We start from the raw sequence: 23,243 nt of genomic DNA, 5'->3' as shown, positions 1-23,243 counted from the left end.
CCGCTCTCTGCAACCGCCACGGGTCGACTGCGCATCAATGTCTGGAAGGGGAACGGCCCGCATGAGTGGTCGACTCCCCCGTGGCAGGGTCGACGGCAGGCACGATCGCCCATTCTGTCACCTCGGGCGCGTCGAGCGCAAAGCGCGGGGTCCGCGCGACGGAGTCAGTCCAGCCGGATGGTGCGCCCGGCGTCGGGGCCCTCCGCGGCCTTCCACTCGGGCGGTCGCGGCTGCGCGTCCCGCTCGATGACCGCGATGACCTCCTGCATGCGCTGCCGCGTCTCCGCGAGCAGCTGCCGGACGGCCATGGCGACGAGCGCGACGACGGCGAGCACCGCGACGACCGCGCACCAGGTGCTGACGACGGAGAAGGTGCCGGTGCCGATGACCGCGAGGGTCAGGACGCCCATGGCGATCGCATCCGTCGGGGACACGGCCCGCGCGGTGCGGACGGAGCGACGGGCCAGGACCAGGCCGAGGGCCGCGAGCAGCGCGATCCCGAGGGCGCCGGAGGCGAGCATCACGAGGAGGAGCTCCCATCCGCCGGACCCGAAGGACGCCCAGCCCACGAGGAGCCAGGCGGGGAGCACGACGACGGCCGCGAACTGCCAGCGGTAGAGCACGCGACGGAGGCCGAGGGCCGGGGACTGCTGCATGGCCTCATGCTACGAGCGGATCCTGGGCGCCCCGGGAGGGCCCGGGCCCGGCTCCCGTAGGATCCTTCGCGTGATGGAACTGCGAACCCCCGCCGAGATGGACCAGATGCGACCTGCCGGGGAGTTCGTGGCCTCCGTGCTCACAGCCCTCGCCGCGAAGGCCGACGTCGGCGTGAACCTCCTCGACCTCGACCGCGAGGCGCACCGCATGATCCGCCAGCGCGGCGCGGAGTCCTGCTACATCGACTACCACCCGTCCTTCGGCGCCATGCCGTTCGGCAAGGTGCTGTGCACGTCGGTCAACGACGGCGTCCTGCACGGGCTCCCCCACGACTACCGGCTGCAGGACGGCGACCTCCTCAGCCTCGACTTCGCGGCGTCCGTCGACGGCTGGGTCAGCGACTCCGCCGTGAGCGTCATCGTGGGCACGCCGCGCGAGGAGGACATCCGCCTCATCGAGGTGACGACGGCCGCCCTCGAGGCGGGGATCCGCGCCGCCCAGCCCGGCGGGCGCACGGGCGACATCTCCGCGGCGATCGGCGCCGTCGCGACGGAGGCCGGCTACTCGGTCAACACCGACTTCGGCGGGCACGGCGTCGGCCGCACCATGCACGGCGATCCGCACATCGCGAACCAGGGCCGGCCCAACCGCGGCGTGCCGCTGCGTCCCGGCCTGGTGATCGCGATCGAGCCGTGGTTCCTGCAGAGCACCGACGAGATCTTCACGGACAGGGACGGCTGGACCCTCCGGAGCGCCGACGGCTCCCGCGGCGCCCACATGGAGCACACCGTGGCCATCACGGAGGACGGACCGCTGATCCTCACCGAGCGCTCCTAGCTCGCCGCCAGGAGACGACTCACTCGGGCAGCAGGTCCGGGCGGACGCGGCGGGTGCGCTCGAGCTGCTGCTCGCGTCGCCATGCCGCGATCGCTGCGTGGTTGCCGCTGCGCAGCACGTCGGGGACGGCCAGTCCGCGCCACTCGGGGGGCTTCGTGTAGCTCGGGTGCTCGAGCAGGCCGTCGGAGTGGCTCTCCTCGACGAGGCTGGCGGGGTTGCCGACGACGCCGGGGACGAGGCGGCCGATCGCCTCGATCATCGCCATGACCGCGACCTCGCCGCCGTTGAGCACGTAGTCGCCGAGGCTGACCAGCCTGACCCGTGCGCGCGTGGCGGTGTGGTCGACGACGCGCTGGTCGATGCCCTCGTAGCGGCCGCAGCCGAACGCGAGGTGCGGCTCCGCGGAGAGCTCCTGCGCCATGGCCTGCGTGAAGACCTCGCCAGCGGGCGACGGGAAGATGACGACGGGATCCGTTTCGTCCGCGAGCACCTCGTCCATGGCCTCGCCCCAGGGCTCCGGCCGCATCACCATGCCGGCGCCCCCGCCGTACGGGGTGTCGTCGACGGTGCGGTGCCGATCGTGCGTGAACGCGCGCAGGTCGTGCACGCGGAGATCGATGAGGCCGGACTGCCGCGCGCGACCGAGGAGGGAGATGTCGAGCACCCCGAAGAACTCTGGGAAGATCGAGACGATGTCGATCCGCATGTCAGCGGGCGTCGTCGCCCTCGGGGGCGGGCTCCGCGGCCTCGGCCGGCGTCGGCTCTGCCGTCGGCGTCTCGTCCGGGATCTCCTCGAAGAGCCCGAGCGGCGGCGTGACGACGAGCGTGCCTGCCTCCACGTCGACCGACGGGACGATGGCCTGCACGAACGGGACGAGCACGGTGCCGGAGGGCGTGTCGACGTGCAGCAGGTCCTGCGCCGGGAAGTGGTCGACGAGAGATACGGTGCCGACCTCGACGCCGTCGCGGAGGACCGTGAGGCCCACGAGCTGGTGGTCGTACCAGGCGTCGGGCTCGGCGGCCTCGTCGGCCGGCGGCGTCATCCAGAGGATGGCCTTGGCGAGCGACTCGGCTGCGGTGCGGTCGGCGACGCCATCGAAGAACCCGACGGGGTGGCTGTTGTACCAGCGGAGCTCGGTCAGCGTGAGCGTGCGTCCGTGCCACGGCGACGACTCGGGGACCTGGAGCGAGAACTCGGCGCCCGGGACGAACCGCTTGTCGGGATCGTCCGTGAACAGCTCGAGCTTGACGGCTCCCTTGAGCCCGTGCGCCTTGGTCAGCCGGCCCACGCGGAACGCCGCGGGGTCACGGACGATGTCCTCAGGAATCGGTGTCCACCACATCGACGCGGACGCGCTGGCCGTCGGCGAGAGCCGAGACGAGCGTCCGGAGGGCCTTGGCGGTGCGACCCGCCCGGCCGATGACCCGGCCGAGGTCCTCGGGGTGCACGCGCACCTCGAGGACCTCGCCCCGGGGGGATCCCTTGCTCGTCACGGAGACGTCGTCCGGGTGCTCGACGATGCCCTTGACCAGATGAGCGAGCGCGGGAGCGAGCATGGGCTAGGCCTGCTCCTCGGTCGACTCGGCCTCGGGCGCTGCGGCCTCGGGCGCGGGTGCGGCCTTCTCGGTCTTCGGCTTGAGGACCGGCTTCTTCTTCTCGTCCGCGACGTAGGCGGGCTTCGCCTCGCGGGTGCGGACGGTGGAGACGGCGTCCTTGTCGCCCTTGAAGCGACCCCAGTCGCCCGTGAGCTTGAGGAGCGCCTCGACCTGCTCGGTGGGCTGGGCGCCCACGGAGAGCCAGTACTGCGCCCGCTCCGACTGGACCTCGATGAACGAGGGCTCCTCGGTGGGGTGGTACTTGCCGATCTCCTCGATGACGCGGCCGTCGCGCTTGGTGCGCGAGTCGGCGACGACGATGCGGTAGTACGGCGCGCGGATCTTGCCCAGGCGCTTCAGACGGATCTTGACAGCCACAATTCTCCTGAATTTCTTTTGTGTGGGGTGAACTGACGGCCGTGAGCGTGGGGGCACACTCGGCATTGGTTCGATGGGGTCTCGCGGCGCCTGATTAGAGGGTCGGACGATCGCGGACTCGACAGATCATTATGGCAGACGCGGCGCCCGGCCGGGACCCCCGCGGTCGGCGCGCCGCACGGCGTCATCGCCCGGCCGCCTCGCGGGGTGCGTGGCATGATCGGACGACACCCGGCGCATGCGCCCCGAGACCCCGTGGACGGCAGGACCCGCATGCAGATCGACTTCGCCCACCAGCCGCCGTCCCGCGTCGGGATCGAGTGGGAGCTCGCGTGCGTCGACCGCGGCTCCGGGGAGCTCGCGGGCGTCGCGCCGGAGATACTCCGCTCCTTCCCCCACGACGACGCCCACCCGCACGTGACCGGGGAGTTCCTCACCAACACCGTCGAGGTCGTCAGCGCGCCGCACTCGCGCGTCGGGCACGCGGTGGACGACCTCGCGCGGCTCATCGAACGGGTGGTGGACGTCGCGGATCCGCTCGGCATCGACCTCATGTGCGCGGGCACCCACCCCTTCAGCGCGTGGCCCGACCAGGACGTCACGCCCGACAACGAGCGCTACGCGACGCTGCTCGACCGCACGAGGTGGTGGGGGCGCCAGATGATGATCTGGGGCGTCCACGTCCACGTCGGCATCGACGACGCGTCCAAGGCGCTGCCCATCCTGAACGCGCTCCTCGTCCACCTCCCCCGCTTCCAGGCGCTCAGCGCGTCGAGCCCGTTCTGGTCGGGGCAGGAGACGGGGTACGCGTCGAACCGGGCGCTCATGTTCCAGCAGCTGCCGACCGCGGGGCTGCCGCCCGACCTCACGACCTGGGCCGACTACGAGCGGCTCGTCGGGGACATGACGCACGTCGGCGTCATCGACCACCACAGCGAGCTGCGCTGGGACATCCGGCCTGCACCCAAGTGGGGCACCCTCGAGACGCGCGTGTTCGACGGCGTCTCGACGCTCGGCGAGATCGCCTCGCTCGCGGCGCTGGTCCAGTGCCTGGTGCACGACATGTCGGCCGCCCTGGACCGCGGCGAGGAGCTGCCGAGGATGCAGCCCTGGTTCGTGCGCGAGAACAAGTGGCGCGCGGCCCGCTACGGGATGGACGCGATCATCATCCAGGACGCCGCCGGCGACGAGGCGCTCGTGGGCGACGACACCCGGGCCCTCGTGGAGCGCCTCTCCCCCACGGCGGATGCGCTCGGCTGCGAGGCGGAGCTGCGCGGGATCCTCGACATCGTCGACCGCGGCGCGAGCTACCAGCGGCAGCTGCGGGTGGCCGAGGAGAACGACGGCGCGCTCGCGCCCGTGGTCACGCACCTCGTCGAGGAGCTGCGCTCAGGATTGGGCCGGTGACGCGGGGCAGACTGTGCAGGTGAGCCCCGCCGTCGACATCGTGATCCTCGTCGTCGCCGTGCTCGCGGCCCTCGCCGGCTGGCGCCGCGGGGCCATCGTGACCGTCGCCGGGCTCGCGGGCATCGTGCTGGGCGTCCTGCTCGCGCTGTGGATCACGCCGGCGTTCCTCGCGCTCCTCGACCAGTTCGGCATCGCCACCGGGATCACCCGCACGCTCGCGGCGGCCGTGCTCATGCTCGTCACGACGTCGCTCGTGAGCGGGATCCTCGCGCAGGTCGCCAGCGTCCTCACCCGCCTGCTGCGCCCCCGGGGCGCCGCGCGCGGCCTCGACCGCGGCATCGGCGCCGTCGCGGGGCTCGCGGCCTGGGCCGTCTCCGTCTGGTTCATCGGCGGCTTCCTCGGCTCCAGCGGCGTGATCCCCGCGGTGCAGCTCGCGTCGTCGTCCCGCATCGTCGCGGCGCTCGACCGGGTCTCTCCCATCTCCAGCGGCACCGCCCTCTCGGCGCTCGACGACGCGCTCCACGACGTCGGGTACCCGCGCGTCTTCGCGAACGGCGAGGAGGCGATCGCCGACACGGCCGCACCCGACGCCGACGTGCCCGAGGCCGTGCGGCGCTCCGCCTCGAGCGTCGTGAAGATCCTCTCGTCGGCACCCGCATGCGGCACCTCGTCGTCCGGCAGCGGCTGGGTCGTGCAGGGCGACCGCGTCGTCACGAACGCGCACGTGGTGACCGGATCCGACCAGGTGTACGTGCAGCAGGGCGGCACGGGGCAGCTGCTCGAGGCGGACCTCGTGGTGTTCGACCCCGCGCGGGACGTCGCCATCCTCGCGGTGCCCGGCCTCACGGCATCCCCGCTCGCTCTCGGCGACGAGCTCGCCGCCTCCGACGAGGCCGTCGTGGCCGGCTACCCGGGCGGCGGGCCGTACCAGGCCACGGGGGCGCGCATCCGCGAGGTGGTCCAGGCGCTCGGCACCGACATCCAGCACGAGCAGCCCGTCACGCGCGAGGTCTACTCGGTCCGCGGCACGGTGCGTCCCGGGGACTCGGGCGGCGCGCTGTTCGACGCCCAGGGGCGCGTCGTCGGCCTCGTGTTCGCGACCTCGACCGTCGACTCGCAGACAGGCTACGCGATGACGCTCGACGAGATCGCGCCCGTGCTGCAGCAGGCGGGCGCGACGACCCCGGTGGACTCCGGGCGCTGCTCCCGCTGACCCCGGGCGTCAGGCCGCGACGACGGAGAGCACGTTGCCGGCCGGATCGCGGAACCAGGCGATGTCGGGGCCGTTGCCGCGCATGATGCCGCGCGCGTCCGTCGGCATCCCCGCGAAGATCGCCGTCTCGACGCCGCGCGCGTTCAGCTCGACGACCGCCTCGTCGACGTCGTCGACCTGGAGGTTGAGGACCGTGAACGTCGCGGGCTCGTGGCCCGGCTTCGGGTAGACGAGGACGCGCGCGCCGGACCCCGGGAGCACGAGCCGCAGCATCCCCATCTCGGGCACCTCCTCGACCTCGAGGCCGAGCGTGTCCCGGTAGAAGGCGAGGGCGGCGGGGACGTCGTCGACGCTGAAGCCGCTGAACGCGGTGGCGGGTGCGAACACGGGTTGCTCCTGACGCGGGATCGCGACGGGCGCCGCGGTGCTCCCCCCACGCTGGCACGTCGGAGGGCGCACGTCGAGCATGCGACGACGGCGCCCTCCGGTGGGGAGGACGCCGTCGCGGGACGTGCGGGTCGTGCGTCGGGTCAGCGCCCGAGGAACTTCTGCAGCGAGGCGAGCTCCTCCTCGCTCGGGGCGCCGTCCGCGCCGCCCTTGGCCGCCCCGGCGAGGCCGAAGCCGGATCCCGCGGGAGCAGCGGGGCCGCCGATGCGCTGGCCCGACGCGAGCGCCGCGTTCTCCTGCGCGCGCTTGGCCGGGTTGCCCGACTTCGAGCCCTTCTTCTTCTTCTGCTGCACGGGCTTGCGGCCCGAGTGCGCGCCCGGCATCGGGCCCATCCCGGGGATCTGCGGCATGCCGCCGCGGGCGACCGTGCGCATCATCTTCGACGCCTGCTCGAAGCGCTGCACGAGGCCGTTGACGTCGGTGACGGTCATGCCGGATCCGCGCGCGATGCGGAGCCGACGCGAGCCGTTGAGCAGCTTCGGGTTCTGCCGCTCGGCCTTCGTCATCGACTGGATGATCGCCTCGGTGCGGACGATCTCCTTCTCGTCGAAGTTCTCCAGCTGCTCCTTCATGGCGCCCATGCCGGGGAGCATGCCCATCATCTTCTTGAGGGAGCCCTTGCCGCGCAGCTGCTGCATCTGCTTGAGGAAGTCGTCGAGCGTGAAGGTGTCGCTCGCGAGCTTCTGGGCGACCTCCATCGCCTCCTCCTCGTCGAAGGCCTGCTGGGCCTGCTCGATGAGGGTGAGGATGTCGCCGAGGTCGAGGATGCGGCTCGCCATGCGGTCGGGGTGGAAGGGCTCGAAGTCGTCGAGGCCCTCGCCCGTGGAGGCGAACATGATCGGGCGGCCGGTGACGGAGGCGACCGAGAGGGCCGCTCCTCCGCGCGCGTCGCCGTCGAGCTTGGAGAGCACGACGCCCGTGAAGTCGACGCCGTCCTGGAACGCCTTCGCGGTCGCGACCGCGTCCTGGCCGATCATGGCGTCGATGACGAAGAGGACCTCGTCGGGGTCGGTGGCCTTGCGGATGTCCGCGGCCTGCTTCATCAGCTCCGCGTCGACGCCGAGGCGGCCCGCGGTGTCGATGATGACGACGCTGTACTGCTTGTCGATCGCGTGCTTCATCGCGTCCTTGGTGACGCGGACGGGGTTGCCCTTGCCGTTGCCGGGCTCGGGCGCGAAGACGGGGACGCCCGCCTGCTCGCCGACGACCTGCAGCTGCTGCACGGCGTTGGGGCGCTGGAGGTCGGCCGCGACGAGCATCGGCGTGTGGCCGTCCTTCGCGAGCCACTTGCCGAGCTTGCCCGCGAGGGTCGTCTTGCCCGCGCCCTGGAGGCCCGCGAGCATGATGACGGTCGGCGGCTTCTTGGCGAACTGGATGCGGCGCTGCTGGCCGCCCAGGATCCCGACGAGCTCCTCGTTGACGATCTGCACGACCTGCTGGGCGGGGTTCAGCGCCTGGCTGACCTCGCCGCCGAGGGCGCGCTCGCGGACGGACGCGGTGAACGCCTTGACGACGTCGAGCGCGACGTCGGCCTCGAGCAGCGCGCGGCGGATCTCGCGGACGGTGCCGTCGACGTCCGCGGCGCTGAGCTTGCCCTTGCCGCGCAGGTTCTTGAAGGTCTCGGCGAGGCGGTCCGAGAGTGTTCCGAAGGTAGCCATGGTGGGTCCAGCTTAACCGGCGTCGGAGCGGGGTCGGGCCAGCGCCCGGGAGGGACGCCGGTCAGCCGACCAGGTTCTGCGCGAAGACGTGCGGGGTGAAGCCCGTGAGGTCGCCGATGCCCTCGCCCTGGCCGATGAGCTTGATGGGGATGCCCGTGCGCTCCTGCACGTTGAGGATGAAGCCGCCCTTGGCTGATCCGTCGAGCTTGGTGATGACGAGGCCCGTGACGCCGCCGTGCTCGATGAAGGCCTGCGCCTGCGCGAGCCCGTTCTGGCCGGTCGTCGCGTCGAGGACGAGCAGCACCTCGGCGATGGGCGACTGCTTCTCGACCACGCGGCGGATCTTCGACAGCTCGTCCATGAGGCCGCCCTTGGTGTGCAGACGGCCGGCCGTGTCGATGATGACCATCTCCGTGCCCGTGCGCATCGCGTGCTCGACGGTCTGGAAGGCGACGCTCGCGGGATCCTGGCCGGGCTGCTGCGGGCGCACGATCTCGGCGCCGGCGCGGTCGGCCCAGGTGGCGAGCTGGTCGACGGCGGCCGCGCGGAAGGTGTCCGCCGCGCCGACGACGACCGTGCGGCCGTAGTTGCGGAGGAACTTCGCGAACTTGCCGATGGTGGTGGTCTTGCCGACGCCGTTGACGCCGACCACGAGGATCACGGCGGGGCGGGCGCTGAGCTTCAGCGTGGGGTCGTGCTTCGCCAGGCGCTCCTCGATGCTCTCGCGGAGCATGCGCTGGAGGTCGCGCGGGTCGGTCGTGCGGTAGCGCTCGACCTTCTGGCGGAGGTCGTCGATGGTGGCCTCGGTGACGTCGGGGCCGAAGTCCGCGGTGATGAGCGCGGTCTCGAGGTCGTCCCACGTGGTCTCGTCGATCGTCGGCTTCGCGAACATCCCGCGGAGCGCGCCGGAGAGGGACCAGGGGGTGCGGGCTGCCATGTGCCCAGCGTAGCCGCGGGTCAGGAGGCGGCCTGCTCCTCGGGGGCGGGCTCCTGCTCGGTCGCGGGCGCGCCGTCGGGCTCGTCCTCGCCAGCGGATGCGGGTGCCGGGTCGGGGCGGGCGTCGCGGCTCACGCGCTGGCCGACGACCGCGCTCACGCCGTCCTGCCGCATCGAGACGCCGTACAGCGCGTCGGCGATCTCCATCGTGCGCTTCTGGTGCGTGATGACGATGAGCTGCGAGGTGTCGCGGAGCTGCTCGAGGATCGTGAGCAGGCGGCCGAGGTTGGCGTCGTCGAGGGCCGCCTCCACCTCGTCCATGATGTAGAACGGGCTCGGCCGGGCGGTGAAGATCGCGATGAGCAGCGCCACGGCCGCGAGCGAGCGCTCCCCGCCGGACAGCAGCGACAGGCGCTCGATGCGCTTGCCCGCGGGGCGCACGCTGACCTCGATCCCCGTGGTGAGCAGCTGCTCGGGATCCGTGAGGTGGATGCTGCCGGTGCCGCCCGGGAAGAGGATCGGGAAGACCCGGTCGAACGCCGCCCGGGTGTCCTCGAACGCGGCCGCGAAGACGCCCTGCATGGTGCGGTCGATGTCGTCGATGATCGTGAGCAGGTCCTTGCGCGTCGCCGTGAGGTCGGCGAGCTGCTCGGTGAGGAAGAGGTGGCGCTGCTCGAGCGCGGCGAACTCCTCGAGGGCGAGCGGGTTCACGCGGCCGAGCTGGGCGAGCTTCCGCTCGGCGGACTGCAGGCGGGCGCGCTGCTCCTCGCGGTCGAACGGGCGGGTGGGGACGGGCGGGGCGTCGCCGTCCGCGTCCAACTCGGCCGCCTCGTCTGCTGTCCCGGACGGCTCCGCGCTCGGGACGGACGTCTCGGCCGACGCGGCGGCGTCGTCGGGATCGGCCGCGGCGTCGCCGACGCCGTCATCCACCGGCGCACGCGGCCGCTGCCGTGGCGGCAGCGGCGCCTCCTCGGGGACGGGCACGTCGGGCCCGTACTCGGCCACGAGAACCTCCTCCCCCAGCCCGAGCTCGCTCGCGGCGCGCTCGAGCAGCTGCGAGACCTGCAGGCGCTTCTCGTAGATCTGCAGCTCGAGTCCGTGGACGTCCTCGGTGATGCCGTGCAGGCGCGCGCGCAGCTCGGCCTCCTCGCGGCGGAGCACCACCAGCTCGGCGTTGCGGCCGGCCCTCGCCTCCTCGGCGCGGGCGAGCACGAGACGCGCCTCCGCGGTGCTGCGGTCGGCGGCGCGCACCACGGCAGGCAGCGCCTCGGCGACGGAGGCGGCCCGCGCGATCTGACGGCGGCGGATCACCTGGCGGCGGGCGGCCTCCTCCGCGGCGGCGCGCTCCGCGGCCAGGCGGCGCTCGAGCGCGACCGTGCGCTCCTGCTCGGCGCGGACGCGCTCGCGCGCGGTCTCGACCTGCAGGCGCGCCTCGATCTCGGCTTCGCGCGCCGCCTCCCACTCGGCGACGAGCGCGTCGCGGCCGCTCGCGTCGAGCACGGGCCGCGGGCGGGATCGGGCCTCGTCGAGCGCGCGACGGGCGGCGTCGTTCGCGGCGACGGCCTCCTCCACCGACGCGCTCGCGAGGTCGAGGCCGCGCTGCACGCGGGCGAGCTCGGCGGCGGCGGACTCGGCCTGCGCGCGGGATCTGCTGAGCCGCTCGGCGTGGGCGGCGAGGCGCGCGTCGGCCTCGCGCAGGCCGCCGAGCGCCGCGGATGCCCGCTCGCGGGCCGCACGGAGGCGCTCCCGTCCGGCCGCGAGGTCCACCTGCAGGTCGTCGATGCGGGCGCGGACGTCGGTCAGCGTGGTCGCGGCGGCCTCGCGCGCGGCGACGAGCTCGAGCTTGGAGCGGGTGGCGCCGGATCCGCCGCGCAGCACGTGCGCCGACACGACCTCGCCCGCGCGGGTGATCGCCGTGGCGGGTGCGTCGGGTCCGTCGAGGAGGGCGACCGCCTCCGCGAGGCCGTCGACGAAGACGACGTCCGCGAGGATCCGCCGCACGCCGTCCGGTGCCTCGACCACGGAGGCCGCGGCGACGGGACCGTCGGATGACGGCACGGCGAGCTGCGCGTCCGCGGACCCGGCCACGACCACCTCCACGCGCCCCAGGTCGTCGTCGACCGCGCGGCGGAGTGCGGCCACCGCGTCGTCGTGCGTCTCGGCGACCACCGCGTCGGCGAGCGAGCCGAGCGCGGCGGCGACGGCGGCCTCGTAGCCGGGCTGCACGTGCACGTGCTCGGCGAGGAGGCCGCGGATGCCGGGGAGGCCCGCGGCGACGAGGTCGCTGGATCCGTCGCGCTGGTCGAGCGCGCTCGCGAGGGCCTGCTCGCGCGCGGCCAGGGCGTCGCGCTCCCGCTCCTTCGCGTGCAGCTCCTCGCGCACGGCCTCGATCGCGGACTCCTCGCTGGCGACGTCGGCCTGCGCGTCCTCGTAGGCGCGCGTCAGCTCGGATCCGCCCTGCTCGTCGGCCTCGCCCTCCGCCTCGCCGCGCTCCCGCTCGGCCTCCGCTGCGGCCAGCCGGGCGCGCGCCGCGTCGAGCGCGTTCTGCTGCCGGAGCACCTCGCCGCGGACGGCCGCGAGCCGGGAACCCGCGGTCTCGGCGCGGCCCGTCAGCCCCGCGATCTCGAGGTCGTGGCGGGAGACGAGCGCGCTCTGGGCCTGGATCTCCTCGTCGAGCGCGTCGAGCGCCTGCCGCCCCGCCGCGGTCGCCTGCCGCGCGGACGCCCAGCCCGCCTCCGCCTCGGCGATCAGCGCGATCAGCCGGGCCGCCTCGTCACGGGACTCCTGCACCTGCCCGGGCGTCGTGCCCGCGGCGGCCTCGGGCGCGTCGTCGGCGGATCCGAGGAGCGCGAGCCGCTGCTGCGCGAGCGACAGCAGGTTGCGCAGCCGCTCCTGCACCTGCTCGAGCGCGAAGGCCGTGCGGCGGGCGCCGTCGACCTCATCGCCCTCCTGCTCCTCGACGATGCGCTCCGACCGGATCACCGCGCGGTCGAGCTTCTCCTGCAGCACCATGCGCTCGGTCGTGCGCTCCTCCTCGGTGCGCGTGTGCTCCGCGAGGGCGCGCCGGAGGGTCACGACCTCGTCGGCCACCAGCCGCGCGCGGGCGTCGCGGACTACGGCGGCCACGGTCTGCGCCTGCCGCGCGACCTCCGCCTGCCGGCCGAGCGGCTTGAGCTGGCGGCGGATCTCCCCCGCCAGGTCGTTGAGGCGCGTGAGGTTGGCCTGCATCCCCTCGAGCTTGCGGAGCGTGCGCTCCTTGCGACGGCGGTGCTTGAGGATCCCGGCGGCCTCCTCGATGAAGCCCCGCCGCTCCTCGGGGGTGGCGCGCAGGACGTTATCGAGCCGGCCCTGCCCGACGATGACGTGCATCTCGCGGCCGAGCCCGGAGTCGCTCAGGAGCTCCTGCACGTCGAGGAGCCGGCACGACGTGCCGTTGATCGCGTACTCGCTGCCGCCGTTGCGGAAGAGCGTGCGGCGGATCGCGACCTCGGTGTAGTCGATGGGCAGCGCGCCGTCGGCGTTGTCGATCGTGAGCGTGACCTCTGCGCGGCCGAGCGGCCCGCGGGTGGAGGTGCCGGCGAAGATGACGTCCTCCATCTTGCCGCCGCGGAGGGTCTTCGCTCCCTGCTCGCCCATGACCCAGGCGAGGGCGTCGACGACGTTCGACTTGCCGGATCCGTTCGGCCCGACGACGCAGGTGACCCCGGTCTCGAACTGGAACGTGGTCGGCTGCGCGAACGACTTGAACCCCTTGAGGGTCAGGCTCTTCAGGTGCACGCCCGTCGCCCTCCTCGCGTGATGGTCTCGATCACGGTACCGGACCCGCGGGCCGCGGCCGGGAGCCGCGCGCGGGACGCCCCGTCCGGCGGGCCGCCGCTACCGTGGGAGGGCGCGGGCCGGTCCCGGCGGCGCGCGCCGACGAGGGAGCCGACCATGCCGCACGCCGACGACATCCGCCCCTTCGACGTGGAGGAGGTCCGCCCGCCCGTGGCGGTCGGCGCGGACGGCTGGGACGCCTTCGTCGCCCTCACCGACGTCGTCAACCGGGCGCAGTCGCACGACCTCGGCCACGACGCGTTCATCTGGCTGCCGGAGGAGCTGATCGCCGACTACGCCGACGTCGCGCACGTGCGGAAGCGGCTGTTCGCCGCGCGCGCGGACGGCCGGATCGTCGGCCGCGGGCTCCTCACCACCTGGCTCAACGACCCGACCACCTCCGACGTCGCGGTGTCCGTGCTCCCCGAGCACCGGCGCCGCGGGATCGGCCGGGCCCTGCGGGAGCGCGTCGAGCGGATCGCCCTCGACGACGGCTGCCGGACGCTCACGGGCTCCACGATTCACCGCGCCGAGGCGAACGGATCCCCCATCCCCTCACCCACGGGGATAGGCGCCGTCGGATCCGACGACCCCTCCTCGCGCTTCGCCGTCGACGCCGGCTACCGCCTCGGCCAGACCGCGCGGACGAGCTCGCTCGACACCGACGCCGCGGCCCCGACGCTCGCCGGGCGCCTCGCCGACGCGCGCGGTGCCGCCGGCGACGCCTACCGCGTGGTCTCGTGGGTGGACGCGACGCCCGAGCACCTGCTCGACGACCTCGCCGTGCTGCACACGCGCATGTCCACGGACACGCCGCAGGGCGACCTCCCGCACGCGGAGGACACATGGGACGCCGGCCGGATCCGCGAGGCGGAGGCGCGGCGGGCGTCAGCCGGACGCACGGGGCTCACCACGGCTGCCCTGCACGTGGCGTCGGGCCGGCTGGTCGGCTTCACGGAGATCGCCGTCTCCCCCAGCGGCCGGCGCTCGGACGGCCACGCGTACACCTACCAGCAGGACACGCTCGTGCTGGCCGAGCACCGCGGCCACCGCCTGGGCACGCTCCTCAAGGTCGAGAACCTGCTGCTGCTCGCGCGCGAGGCCCCCGAGGCGGACCGCGTCGTCACCTGGAACGCGGACGAGAACCGGCCCATGCTCGCGGTGAACGAGGCGCTCGGGTTCCAGCACGTCGGCACGAGCGGGAGCTGGCTGCGGGAGGTCGGCGCCGCGCGCTGACCGGACGGCGGCTCAGGCGGCCGCCGCGTCCGGATCCGGCAGCACCTGGCACCGCGGGCAGAGGTGCGAGCCGCGGTTCATGAAGGCCTCGCGGACGATCGGCGTGCCGCAGCGCGGGCACGGCCTCCCCTGCTGGCCGTAGGCGTTGAGCGAATGGGAGAAGTAGCCGGACGCGCCGTTGACGTTGACGTACTGCGCGTCGAAGCTCGTGCCGCCCTCGGCCAGAGCCCGCGCGAGCACCTGGCGCACCTCGGCGAGGAGGCGCAGCGCGCGACCGCGAGCGAGGGCGTCGGTGGGGTGCGCGTAGTGGATCCGCGCGGCCCACAGCGCCTCGTCCGCGTAGATGTTGCCGATGCCGCTCACGAGCGTCTGGTCGAGCAGCGCGCGCTTGATCCCGGTTCGCCGCCGGGCCAGGCGGTCGAGCAGCAGCTCGTCGTCGAACGCCGGGTCGAGGGGATCGCGCGCGATGTGGGCGACCTGCGTCGGCACGGACGCGGCGTCGGATCCGCGGCCGCCCGCATGCCCGTCGGGCGTCGGCACGAGGCGGTCGACGGCCATCGAGCCGAAGATCCGCTGGTCGACGAAGGCGACCACCAGCTCGCCGTGCACGGGGTGCTCGATGCCCATGCGGATCCGCAGCAGGCCGTCCGGGTCGGAGCCGGGCTCCCGGAGGAGCACCTGCCCGCTCATGCCGAGGTGCGTGACGAGGGCGCGAGGCCCGGTGGCGTCGCGACCGGGGTCGGGCTCGAGCGGCAGCCACATGAACTTGCCGCGGCGGACGGCCGAGGTGATCACGCGGCCGACGAGCAGGTCGACGAACGCGCCCTCGAGCGGATCGTGCCGCTTGAGGGAGCGCGCGTCGAGGATCTCGACGCCGGTGATGCGCGCGCCGGCGACCGCGGGCTCCAGGCCGGCGCGGACGACCTCGACCTCGGGGAGCTCGGGCACCGCGGGTCAGGCCGTGGTGCGCGCCTCGAGGCGCGTCCACGCCTCGAGCGCGGCCGTCATCTCGGCCTGCTTCTTGCTGGATCCCTCGCCCGTGGTGCGGACGGCATCACCGACGGTGACGACGGCGTGGAAGCGCTTGCTGTGGTCGGGTCCGCTGTCGCTCACGTCGTAGACGGGGGCAGGCAGGCCCTGGCGCGCGGCGCTCTCCTGGAGCGCGGTCTTCGGGTCCATCGCGGCGCCGAAGCGCGCGGGGTCCTCGAGGAGCGGTGCGATGAGGCGCAGCACGAGACCGGTCGCGGCCTCTCCCCCGGCGTCGAGGTACGAGGCGCCGATGATGGCCTCGACCGTGTCGGCGAGGATGGACGACTTCGCACGGCCGCCCGTGAGCTCCTCGCCGCGTCCGAGCAGCAGGTGCTCGCCGAGCCCGATGCGCGTGGCGACCTCCGCGAGGGCGACGCTCGAGACGAGGCTGGCGCGCCGCTTGGCGAGCTCGCCCTCGTCGAGGTCGGGGTTCTCGAGGTAGAGCATGACCGTGACGGCCTGCCCGAGGATGGAGTCGCCGAGGAACTCGAGGCGCTCGTTGTGCGGGATGCCGCCGTGCTCGTACGCGTACGAGCGGTGGGTGAGCGCGAGCTCGAGGAGCTCGGGGCTCACGTCCACGGCGAGGAGGCGCCGGAGCGCGTCGCGGTCGCCGTGGACGCGGGATCCCTGGGTGTCGGTCATGTCCGACGTGCCGTGCGGGTCGCGACTAGACGTCGGCGACCTTGCGGCCCTTGTACTCCATGTACAGGGGGGTGCCGGCAGCGTCCTCGACCACGCGGGCGCGGTGGGGCATGGAGTAGACGACCTTGCCGTTCTCGATGGTCTTGACGAGCGTGGGAGCCTCGGCCTTCCACTGCGAGCGACGCGCGCGCGTGTTGGATCGGGACATCTTTCTCTTGGGAACAGCCATGGCTAACTCTCATCTCTCTGCGTTTCGGTGTCGGCGTCTTCACGCGCCGCACCGCTGTCTTCGGAAGCTCGGAAGCCGGACAGGGCTGCCCAGCGCTGATCGATCACGGGTTCCGGGTCGGAGTCCGCCAGGACCAGGCTGATGCCGGGACCCAGATCGAGATCGAGGTCCTCGCCCGGCACTTCGGGCTGGAACGGCAGTGAAAGGACCACCGCATCCCGGATGACCGGCTCCAGGTCCACGTGCTCGTCCTGGACCTGGTAGTCGAAAGCTTCATCAAGACCATACGCGAATAGCTCGGCGAAATCGACCTGGACACGCTCCTGCATGTCGGCGAGCGTGCGCGCGGACTGGCCGTCGGCCACCGTGTCGACCTCGCCGGTCGCCAGGATGCCGTCGTGCAGGGACTCGAGGCGGACGTGCACGCGCATCTCGCGCCCCGCGGGCACGGCGATGAGGCCCTCCCCCATGCGCTCGGGGGTGACGATGGTCAGGTCGAGCTCGCGCATCTCCCCGGGACGGTGCACGATGTCGTGGACGTGGACCGTGAATGGGGTCTTCTGGAACCTGGACACCCGTAGATCCTACGGGGCGTCAGCCGGCCCGCCGGACGGCCAGCGCATCGGCGACCGCCGCCGGCACGTACGGCGTCACGTCGCCGCCGAGCGCCTCGACCTGCCGCACGAGCGAGCTGGAGACGTGGGCGTGCGCGGGATCCGGCAGCAGCAGCACGGTCTCGACGTCGGCGAGGTCGCGGTTGACGAGGGCCATGGGCGTCTCGTACGTCACGTCGAGCTGCGAGCGGACGCCCTTGACGAGGACGGTCGCGCCGACCTGCCGGCAGTAGTCGACGAGGAGGCCCGCGCCCCAGGAGTCGACGCGGACCGTGTCGGGGAGGCCGGCGTCGCGGATCACGCGCTCGATGAGGGCGACGCGCTCCCCGAGCGGCAGCATGGGCGTCTTGCCGGGGTTGTGCACGACGAGCACCACGAGCTCGTCGTAGAGGCGCGCGGCCCGGCGGATCACGTCGAGGTGCCCGAGCGTGACGGGGTCGAACGATCCGGGGACGACGGCGATCCGCTGCATCCCGCCAGCCTACGGCGGGTGCTCCCCTAGTTCTTGTCGAGGAAAGCGCGCTCCTCGTCGTCCAGCCGGCGGGCGAGCGCGCGGGCGAGCGCGGGATGGCCCTGGAGGTCGGGAGACGCCTCGAGCACGTCGTGGGCGTGCTCGCGCGCGGACTCGATGAGGTCGCCGTCCTGCGCGACGCGCAGCAGGCGGAGCGACGAGCGGCCGCCGGACTGGTTCGTGCCGAGGACGTCGCCCTCGCGGCGGAGCTCGAGGTCGACGCGCGCGAGCTCGAAGCCGTCGAGCGTCGCGGCGACGGCGTCCACCCGCTCGCGGGCGACCGTCTCGGGCTCGGCGTGCGTGACCATGAGGCAGAGGCCGGGCACGCCGCCGCGGCCCACGCGGCCGCGGAGCTGGTGCAGCTGCGAGACGCCGAAGCGGTCGGCGTCGAGGATCACCATGGTCGAGGCGTTCGGGACGTCGACGCCGACCTCGATGACGGTCGTGGCCACGATGAGGTCGATGTCGCCCGCAGAGAACGCGCGCATCACGCGGTCCTTCTCCTCCCCCGACATGCGGCCGTGCAGCACGGCCCGGCGGACGGATCCGAGGCGCGGGTGCGCCGCGAGCAGCGCGTCGACCTCGGTGACGGTCGCGAGCGCGGGCCGGGTCGCCGCGTCGTCGGCGCCCTCGGCGGCGTCCTCGTCCTCGGCGTCCGGATCCTGCGGGTCGATCGCCGGGCAGACCACGAACGCCTGCCGCCCCTTCTGGATCTCCTCGGCCGTGCGCTCCCAGACCCGCTCGATCCAGCGCGGCTGCTCGTGCAGCGGGACGACGAACGACTCGATCGGCTGCCGCCCGCTCGGCAGCTCGGCGATGGTCGAGACGTCGAGGTCGCCGAACACCGTCATCGCGACCGTGCGCGGGATCGGCGTGGCCGTGAGCACGAGGACGTGCGGCGGGGTGCCGCCCTTCCGCCGGAGCGCCTCGCGCTGGTCGACGCCGAAGCGGTGCTGCTCGTCGACCACGACGAGGCCCAGGTCGAGGAACTCGACGCGGTCTCCGAGGAGCGCGTGCGTGCCGACGACGATGCGCGCCTGGCCGCTGACGATGCGCAGCAGCGCGCGCTTGCGCTCGGCGGTCGAGAGCTGGCCCGTGAGCAGGGTCGGCATCAGCTCCGCCGCGAGGTCGGGTCCGAGCGACGCCGTGAGCGAGCGGAGGTGCTGGCTCGCGAGCACCTCGGTGGGCGCGAGCAGCGCGGACTGGCCTCCCGTGTCGGCCACCGCGAGCATCGCCCGGAGCGCCACGAGCGTCTTGCCGGAGCCGACCTCGCCCTGCACGAGCCGGTTCATCGGCCAGGTGCGCGCCATGTCGGTCGCGATCTCCTCGCCGACGAGCCGCTGGTCGCCCGTGAGCTCGAAGGGCAGCTGGGCGTCGAGCCGGTCGAGGTGGCCCCCTGCGGTCGGGATCCGCGGGGTCGCCGGCAGGGCGCGCGCCGCCTGTCGCCGCTGCAGGAGCGCGGTCTGGAGGACGAACGCCTCCTGGAAGCGCAGGGCGTCGCGGCCGCGCTTCCAGTCGACGTCCTTCTCGGGACGGTGGACGCCCTCGAGCGCCTCGCGGTACGGGAGCAGGCCGCGCTCGGCGCGCACGTCGGCGGGGACCGGGTCCTCGAGGTCGTCGACCGCGTCGAGCGCCAGCTCCACCGACTTCGCGACCTGCCAGCTCGTCATGGAGGCGGTGGCGGGGTAGATGGGGATGGGCATCTCGGCCCAGCGGCGCGCGGCCGCGTCGGGCTCGCCGCCGGAGAGCTCCGGGCCCTCGTGCGCGTCGAAGAGCTCGTAGTCCGGGTGGGCGAGCTGCAGCGCGCCGCGGTAGTCGCTGACCTTGCCCGCGAAGATCCCGCGGACGCCCGGCACGAGGTCCTTGGCGCGCCACGCCTGGTTGAAGAAGGTGAGGGTGAGGAAGCCGCGGCCGTCGGTGATCCGCACCTCGAGGATGCTGCCGCGCCGCGCGCGCATGGGCCGCTCGCGCACCTCGCGCACCTCGGCGACGATGGTGGCCTGCTGGTCGACGGGCAGCTCGGCGAGGGCCGTGAGCTCGCCGCGGCGGGCGTAGCGGCGCGGGAGGTGCTCGAGGAGGTCGGCCACCGTGCGCAGGCCGAACGCCTTCTGCAGCACGCCGGCGGTGCGGCCGCCCACGACGCCCGCGAGCGCGGCGTCGGATCCGGTCATCCCCCGAGTGTACGAGGGGCGTCCGACGCGGGCGGTCCGTCGACCGGTCGGGCCCGTGGCGCGCCCGCGGTGCCGTCGTCCGGCCCGTCGTCGTCCCGCGGTCGGCGGCGGACGAGCGAGCGCGGGGCGACGAGCGCGAGGATCCGGTCGACGCGGCCCGCGCGGGCGCGCAGGGCGTCGCCCAGCGCGACGAGCGCGGCGGCCTGCGCGGCTCCGGCCGCGGCATCCACCGGCGCGTCGGCGCGGGCGAAGCGCTCCCGCTCGCGGGCGGTGACCAGGAGCGCGATCGGGTCGGCGAGCGACGGATCGTCACCCTGGAGGCGGCGGCCGAGCTCGCGCGGCGACTCGGTGTCCGGCACGCGGAGCCCGAGGTCCACCGCCTGGTCCTCCACCTCGCGCCAGGCCGTGCCCGCGGCGGCGGCGCCCGCCTCGAGCGCGCGCAGCCGGCCGGAGCGGCGGGCTCGGCGCAGCAGGGCGGGGGTGGCGAGGAGGGCGAGCACCAGGAGCACGAGGGCGACCGTGCCGAGGGCCGCCCACGGGATCCGGACGCCCGCGGTGCCGCGCGTGCCGGGCGCGGCCGACGCGGTGGGCGCGGGCGTCGCGGACGGGGTGGCCTCCGTCGGCGCGCTCGGCGACGCGGACGGCGTGGGCGCGGCGGTCGGCGCGGCGGACGGCTGGGCGTAGGGCGCGGCCTGTCCGCGACCCGGCGTCGGCTCGAACGCGATCCAGCCGATGCCGGAGAAGTACAGCTCGGGCCAGGAGTGCAGGTCGTGGGATCCGACGCGGTAGGTGATGAGGTCGCCGTCGCGCCCCACCTGGTCGCCCGGCAGGTAGCCGACGGCCACGCGCGACGGGATTCCCGCCTCGCGCGCCATGATCGCCATGGCCGACGCGAAGTGCACGCAGTAGCCCGAGCGCACGCGGAGGAACTCCCCCACGACGTCGACGCCGCTGCCGTCGTAGCCCTGCTGGACGGGCGCGTCCTCCGAGTAGCGGAACTGCCCGCCCGTGAAGAACTCCTGCAGCGCGAGCGCCTGGTCGTAGGGCGTGTCGATGCCCGCGAGCACGTCGGCGGTCGTCGAGGCGACGATGGCCGGGGTGCCGTCGGGGATCTGCAGGTAGGGCTCGAGGTCGTCGTCGGTCGCGGGGGCGACGGCCTCCAGCTGCGCGCGTTCGGGTCGCGGCAGCTCGCTCGTCACGGTGTAGCTCTGGTCGCGGCTGTCGGAGTCGGAGGAACGGATCGCGAGGCCCTGCTCCGACCAGCGCCACGAGCCCTCGAGCCCGGTGACGCTGCGGGGCGCGTAGGGCGCGGGCAGCCAGGCGCTCGAGGAGCCCTCGACCTGCACGCGGGCCTCGACCTCCTCGGCGGGGACGTCCGATCCGGATCCGAGGTCCGGCCCGATCTCGTCGACGGTGTTCCCGTCCGGCGGGCGCAGCGGCGAGGGCGCCCACTCGTCGCCCTCGAAGCGCGAGAGCGTCGTCACCTTGAAGTAGAGCGGCGTGAGGGACGCGGTCGAGTAGCGGAGCGCCTCCACGTCGACGGGGCGGCGGAGGTCGTCGCCGAGGTCGAGGATCGGGTTGACGACGCGGGAGCCGCCCTGGCCGGAGCCGGACGCCGTCGGGAAGGTCGCCGAGGTGAGCCCCGGGACGATCGCGGGCGCGACGAGGGAGAGGACGACCGCACCGCCCGCGAGCGCGCCCGCGGATACGAGCGTCGTGCGCGCGGATCCCGCCGACCGGCCCGGCGAGGAGCGGCGCGGCGCGGGCGGAGGCGCGAGCCGGGATCCCCCGAGCAGGCCCGATCCGCTCCAGCCGCCCTCCCGACCGCTCTCGCGCGCGTCGGCGGCTAGCACCGCGAACCAGGCGAGCGCCGTGACGGCGAAGGACGCGATCGAGAACTCGCCCACGAGGACGGCCCCGGGGACCGAGACGAGCACGAGGAGCGGGAGCCCGGTGACGGCGGGCAGGCGGAGCGCGTGCGCGAGCACGTCGAGCACGACCGCGAGCGCGCCGACCGCGGCCACGATCACGAAGACGATGGAGGCGAGCGGCGGCACGGGCGCCGACCGCCGGTAGATCTCGCCGCCCGCCTGCTCGCCGACGGCGAGGAGGGTGCGCACGGTGTCCGGGGTGGGGATCACGCCGAGCACGGCGGTGCGCGCCGCGAAGACGAGCGTCAGGAGGAGCACGAGGAGCACGAGGCCGCCCGCGGACGCGAGCAGGCGCGGCACCCCGACGGAGCGGAGCAGGGCCGCGGTCCCGAGCACGGCGGCGACGACCACGACGCAGAGCAGGAACCAGGCGCCCGGCTCGACGAGGAGGTGGAGGCTGGCGGCTCCCGCGAGGAGGGCGACGCCCAGCGCGGCGGTGAGCGGCCAGCGTGCGGCTGCGCGGCCGGCGCCGGGACCGCGGCCGCGAGGGCCCGATCCGTCCCCGCGGCCGCGTCCGCCGGGTCCGCCCGAGCGCTCGCCCGGCAGCGGGCGCGGCTCGACGCTCCAGTGCTCGCGGCCGCCGAGACCCACGGCGTCGAGGTCGGTCATCGCGCCATCTCCTCGGCGCGGGCCGCGCTCCAGGCTTCGGCGGGACGGGTGCCCTCGTCGAGGACGACGGTGCGCCAGCCGGACTCTCGGAGGATCCGCGTGGCCTCGCCGTCGTCGCGGCCGTCGACGCGCCCGCTGTGCGCGAGGAACGCCACAGCGGGACGGCACGCGGCGCCGAAGCCCGCGAGGCGGCGCGCCTCGTCCTCGTCGAGGTGGCCGAGGACGGCGTGGATCGGGACGGCGCGGCGGCTCCGGCGCAGGTCGGCCAGGGCCTCCTGCACGCCGTCGCGCTCGGGGTCGGACGCGGCAGGGCGCACGCCCGCGAGATGGAGGAGCAGGTCGCCCTCGGCGGCGGCGTCGCCGGGACGGGCGGAGACGGGGGCCTGGCGGTCGGATCCCGCGGCCGTCTCGATCAGGTGCACCGCGTATCCGCCGCGCTGCAGGTGGACGCCCACGGATGCCGCGAACGCGACCGCGCGCTCGAACGCCCGGTCGCTCTCCCCGTCGTCGTCGGCGTGCTGCGGGAAGCCGGCGGCGCGCGTGTCGAGGAGCACCAGCGAGCGCGGGCTCGACCGCTGCTCCTCCTGCCGCACCATGAGCTCGCCGTGGCGAGCGGTGGCGCGCCAGTGCACGCGGCGGAGCGGATCCCCCGCCCGGTACTCGCGCGTGCCGAGGTCGTCCTCGCCGCCGTCGGCGCGGCGCTGCACGCGCTCGGACTCGCCCTCGGAGGAGACCTGCCCGCCGGGATCGGCCTCGAGGTCCGTCAGGCGCGGCGTCACGACGAGGCGCGACGTGCCGCCCGCGACGTGCCGCAGCCCCATCAGGCGGAACGGGTCGTGCTCCTCGACGGCGAGCGGGCCCACCTCGTGGATCCCCCGCCGCTCGGGCGTGAGGTCGTAGCGGAGGACGGGACGGGCCGACGAGCGGCGGGATCCTCGCGCGAGCCCCCGCATCGAGGGCAGCTCCGCGGGCGGCGTCGCCCCGTCGGATCCGGGCACGAGGTCGAGCACCCAGGAGCGTGGCGTGGGCATGGTGCCCACGTTCGCGACGGACACGGTCACGGTCGTCGCCGTGCCCGACTCCACGACCGCGGACGTGAAGGAGCGCTCCACGTGCAGCCGCACCCGCGCGATCACGAGCCAGACGGCCGCGAGCAGCGGGAGCGCGAGGAGGGCGACGCCGATGAAGACGAACTCGCGGCGCCCCGCGATGAAGGCGCCCGCGAACGCGGCGACCCCGGCGGCGAGCAGGGCTATGCCGCGGAGGGTCGGGTGCGGGACGGCCTCGATGCCGATCCGGCGCATCAGGCGCGCGAGGGGCGGCACG

At 74.2% G+C, this 23,243-nt stretch carries 21 protein-coding genes; 4 read left to right on the top strand and 17 right to left on the bottom strand.

What is annotated here, in order from left to right:
• Nucleotides 1-164: 164 nt before the first annotated feature.
• Complete coding sequence (locus K0V08_RS02565) at nucleotides 165-656, bottom strand: hypothetical protein (RefSeq protein WP_012038058.1); 492 nt, start codon at nucleotides 654-656, stop codon at nucleotides 165-167.
• 70 nt (nucleotides 657-726) lie between these two features.
• On the opposite strand from K0V08_RS02565, the gene map reads away from it, so the two are divergent.
• Nucleotides 727-1,494 (top strand): type I methionyl aminopeptidase, encoded by a 768-nt coding sequence (gene map / locus K0V08_RS02560; protein WP_012038057.1) that lies wholly within the window; start codon nucleotides 727-729, stop codon nucleotides 1,492-1,494.
• A 19-nt stretch (nucleotides 1,495-1,513) separates the two neighbouring features.
• Here map and trmD read toward each other — a convergent pair whose 3' ends face one another.
• Genes trmD through rpsP form a run of 4 tightly spaced genes read right to left on the bottom strand, consistent with a single transcriptional unit; the run spans nucleotide 1,514 to nucleotide 3,468 of the window.
• A complete protein-coding gene (gene trmD / locus K0V08_RS02555; protein ID WP_079532792.1) occupies nucleotides 1,514-2,200 on the bottom strand; it encodes a tRNA (guanosine(37)-N1)-methyltransferase TrmD in 687 nt (228 codons plus the stop codon).
• Nucleotide 2,201: 1 nt separating this feature from the next.
• Nucleotides 2,202-2,837 carry a ribosome maturation factor RimM gene (rimM, locus tag K0V08_RS02550; protein ID WP_050976297.1) on the bottom strand — a complete coding sequence of 212 codons (636 nt, stop codon included), beginning with the start codon at nucleotides 2,835-2,837 and terminating at the stop codon, nucleotides 2,202-2,204.
• Nucleotides 2,815-3,051: an RNA-binding protein gene (locus tag K0V08_RS02545; protein ID WP_012038054.1), complete on the bottom strand. Its 237-nt coding sequence runs from the start codon at nucleotides 3,049-3,051 to the stop codon at nucleotides 2,815-2,817. Before K0V08_RS02545 ends, rimM begins: the two co-directional genes overlap by 23 nt.
• Nucleotides 3,052-3,054: 3 nt before the next feature.
• Nucleotides 3,055-3,468 (bottom strand): 30S ribosomal protein S16, encoded by a 414-nt coding sequence (rpsP, locus tag K0V08_RS02540; RefSeq protein ID WP_015490055.1) that lies wholly within the window; start codon nucleotides 3,466-3,468, stop codon nucleotides 3,055-3,057.
• A gap of 273 nt (nucleotides 3,469-3,741) precedes the next feature.
• On the opposite strand from rpsP, the gene K0V08_RS02535 reads away from it, so the two are divergent.
• Together K0V08_RS02535 and K0V08_RS02530 are read left to right on the top strand one after the other, a co-directional pair.
• Nucleotides 3,742-4,875, top strand: coding sequence for a glutamate--cysteine ligase (locus K0V08_RS02535; RefSeq protein WP_043560749.1), 1,134 nt, complete (start codon nucleotides 3,742-3,744; stop codon nucleotides 4,873-4,875).
• 19 nt (nucleotides 4,876-4,894) lie between these two features.
• Nucleotides 4,895-6,088: a MarP family serine protease gene (locus tag K0V08_RS02530; RefSeq protein ID WP_227267223.1), complete on the top strand. Its 1,194-nt coding sequence runs from the start codon at nucleotides 4,895-4,897 to the stop codon at nucleotides 6,086-6,088.
• Between the two features lie 9 nt (nucleotides 6,089-6,097).
• On the opposite strand, the gene K0V08_RS02525 is transcribed toward K0V08_RS02530, so the two are convergent.
• The 4 genes from K0V08_RS02525 to K0V08_RS02510 form a co-directional block, all read right to left on the bottom strand.
• The gene (locus K0V08_RS02525) at nucleotides 6,098-6,475 is read right to left on the bottom strand and encodes a VOC family protein (protein WP_012038050.1); all 378 of its coding nucleotides are present in this window, start codon (nucleotides 6,473-6,475) and stop codon (nucleotides 6,098-6,100) included.
• A gap of 143 nt (nucleotides 6,476-6,618) precedes the next feature.
• Nucleotides 6,619-8,193, bottom strand: a complete 1,575-nt coding sequence (gene ffh / locus K0V08_RS02520; RefSeq protein ID WP_079532789.1) for a signal recognition particle protein — start codon at nucleotides 8,191-8,193, stop codon at nucleotides 6,619-6,621.
• 61 nt (nucleotides 8,194-8,254) lie between these two features.
• Entirely contained in the window at nucleotides 8,255-9,130 is an 876-nt protein-coding gene (ftsY, locus tag K0V08_RS02515) for a signal recognition particle-docking protein FtsY (RefSeq protein WP_012038048.1), read from the bottom strand.
• Nucleotides 9,131-9,150: 20 nt separating this feature from the next.
• Nucleotides 9,151-12,906 carry an AAA family ATPase gene (locus K0V08_RS02510; RefSeq protein WP_079532787.1) on the bottom strand — a complete coding sequence of 1,252 codons (3,756 nt, stop codon included), beginning with the start codon at nucleotides 12,904-12,906 and terminating at the stop codon, nucleotides 9,151-9,153.
• A gap of 156 nt (nucleotides 12,907-13,062) precedes the next feature.
• On the opposite strand from K0V08_RS02510, the gene K0V08_RS02505 reads away from it, so the two are divergent.
• Nucleotides 13,063-14,181 (top strand): GNAT family N-acetyltransferase, encoded by a 1,119-nt coding sequence (locus K0V08_RS02505; RefSeq protein ID WP_079532784.1) that lies wholly within the window; start codon nucleotides 13,063-13,065, stop codon nucleotides 14,179-14,181.
• A gap of 12 nt (nucleotides 14,182-14,193) precedes the next feature.
• Here the strand turns inward: K0V08_RS02505 and mutM are convergent, their stop codons facing one another.
• Genes mutM through K0V08_RS02465 form a run of 8 tightly spaced genes read right to left on the bottom strand, consistent with a single transcriptional unit; the run spans nucleotide 14,194 to nucleotide 23,242 of the window.
• Nucleotides 14,194-15,129: a bifunctional DNA-formamidopyrimidine glycosylase/DNA-(apurinic or apyrimidinic site) lyase gene (gene mutM, locus K0V08_RS02500; protein WP_012038045.1), complete on the bottom strand. Its 936-nt coding sequence runs from the start codon at nucleotides 15,127-15,129 to the stop codon at nucleotides 14,194-14,196.
• A 6-nt stretch (nucleotides 15,130-15,135) separates the two neighbouring features.
• Nucleotides 15,136-15,852, bottom strand: a complete 717-nt coding sequence (rnc, locus tag K0V08_RS02495; protein ID WP_012038044.1) for a ribonuclease III — start codon at nucleotides 15,850-15,852, stop codon at nucleotides 15,136-15,138.
• Between the two features lie 25 nt (nucleotides 15,853-15,877).
• Nucleotides 15,878-16,081, bottom strand: coding sequence for a 50S ribosomal protein L32 (rpmF, locus tag K0V08_RS02490; protein ID WP_012038043.1), 204 nt, complete (start codon nucleotides 16,079-16,081; stop codon nucleotides 15,878-15,880).
• 2 nt (nucleotides 16,082-16,083) lie between these two features.
• On the bottom strand, nucleotides 16,084-16,656 hold the full coding sequence (locus K0V08_RS02485) for a YceD family protein (protein ID WP_012038042.1): 573 nt from the start codon (nucleotides 16,654-16,656) through the stop codon (nucleotides 16,084-16,086).
• Nucleotides 16,657-16,675: 19 nt separating this feature from the next.
• Nucleotides 16,676-17,167: a pantetheine-phosphate adenylyltransferase gene (coaD, locus tag K0V08_RS02480; RefSeq protein WP_012038041.1), complete on the bottom strand. Its 492-nt coding sequence runs from the start codon at nucleotides 17,165-17,167 to the stop codon at nucleotides 16,676-16,678.
• A 26-nt stretch (nucleotides 17,168-17,193) separates the two neighbouring features.
• Nucleotides 17,194-19,377 carry an ATP-dependent DNA helicase RecG gene (locus K0V08_RS02475; protein WP_079532782.1) on the bottom strand — a complete coding sequence of 728 codons (2,184 nt, stop codon included), beginning with the start codon at nucleotides 19,375-19,377 and terminating at the stop codon, nucleotides 17,194-17,196.
• Entirely contained in the window at nucleotides 19,374-21,917 is a 2,544-nt protein-coding gene (locus tag K0V08_RS02470; RefSeq protein WP_079532779.1) for a transglutaminase TgpA family protein, read from the bottom strand. Before K0V08_RS02470 ends, K0V08_RS02475 begins: the two co-directional genes overlap by 4 nt.
• Nucleotides 21,914-23,242 (bottom strand): DUF58 domain-containing protein, encoded by a 1,329-nt coding sequence (locus K0V08_RS02465; RefSeq protein WP_231689094.1) that lies wholly within the window; start codon nucleotides 23,240-23,242, stop codon nucleotides 21,914-21,916. The genes K0V08_RS02470 and K0V08_RS02465 overlap by 4 nt, the downstream gene beginning before the upstream one ends.
• Nucleotide 23,243 lies beyond the last annotated feature (1 nt).

This window comes from Clavibacter michiganensis (genome assembly GCF_021216655.1).
GTDB classification, from domain to species: Bacteria; Actinomycetota; Actinomycetes; order Actinomycetales; family Microbacteriaceae; genus Clavibacter; species Clavibacter michiganensis.
The sequence above is the reverse complement of the archived record's forward strand: the minus strand, read 5'-3'. Positions and strand labels throughout refer to the sequence as shown.

Bases quoted from the DNA above. Each gene is read 5' to 3' on its own strand.
- K0V08_RS02565 (WP_012038058.1), bottom strand. From the start codon at position 656: ATGCAGCAGTCCCCGGCCCTCGGCCTCCGTCGCGTGCTCTACCGCTGG.
- trmD (WP_079532792.1), bottom strand. From the start codon at position 2,200: ATGCGGATCGACATCGTCTCGATCTTCCCAGAGTTCTTCGGGGTGCTC.
- rimM (WP_050976297.1), bottom strand. From the start codon at position 2,837: ATGTGGTGGACACCGATTCCTGAGGACATCGTCCGTGACCCCGCGGCG.
- K0V08_RS02545 (WP_012038054.1), bottom strand. From the start codon at position 3,051: ATGCTCGCTCCCGCGCTCGCTCATCTGGTCAAGGGCATCGTCGAGCAC.
- K0V08_RS02535 (WP_043560749.1), top strand. From the start codon at position 3,742: ATGCAGATCGACTTCGCCCACCAGCCGCCGTCCCGCGTCGGGATCGAG.
- ffh (WP_079532789.1), bottom strand. From the start codon at position 8,193: ATGGCTACCTTCGGAACACTCTCGGACCGCCTCGCCGAGACCTTCAAG.
- ftsY (WP_012038048.1), bottom strand. From the start codon at position 9,130: ATGGCAGCCCGCACCCCCTGGTCCCTCTCCGGCGCGCTCCGCGGGATG.
- K0V08_RS02505 (WP_079532784.1), top strand. From the start codon at position 13,063: ATGCCGCACGCCGACGACATCCGCCCCTTCGACGTGGAGGAGGTCCGC.
- rnc (WP_012038044.1), bottom strand. From the start codon at position 15,852: ATGACCGACACCCAGGGATCCCGCGTCCACGGCGACCGCGACGCGCTC.
- rpmF (WP_012038043.1), bottom strand. From the start codon at position 16,081: ATGGCTGTTCCCAAGAGAAAGATGTCCCGATCCAACACGCGCGCGCGT.
- coaD (WP_012038041.1), bottom strand. From the start codon at position 17,167: ATGCAGCGGATCGCCGTCGTCCCCGGATCGTTCGACCCCGTCACGCTC.
- K0V08_RS02475 (WP_079532782.1), bottom strand. From the start codon at position 19,377: ATGACCGGATCCGACGCCGCGCTCGCGGGCGTCGTGGGCGGCCGCACC.
- K0V08_RS02470 (WP_079532779.1), bottom strand. From the start codon at position 21,917: ATGACCGACCTCGACGCCGTGGGTCTCGGCGGCCGCGAGCACTGGAGC.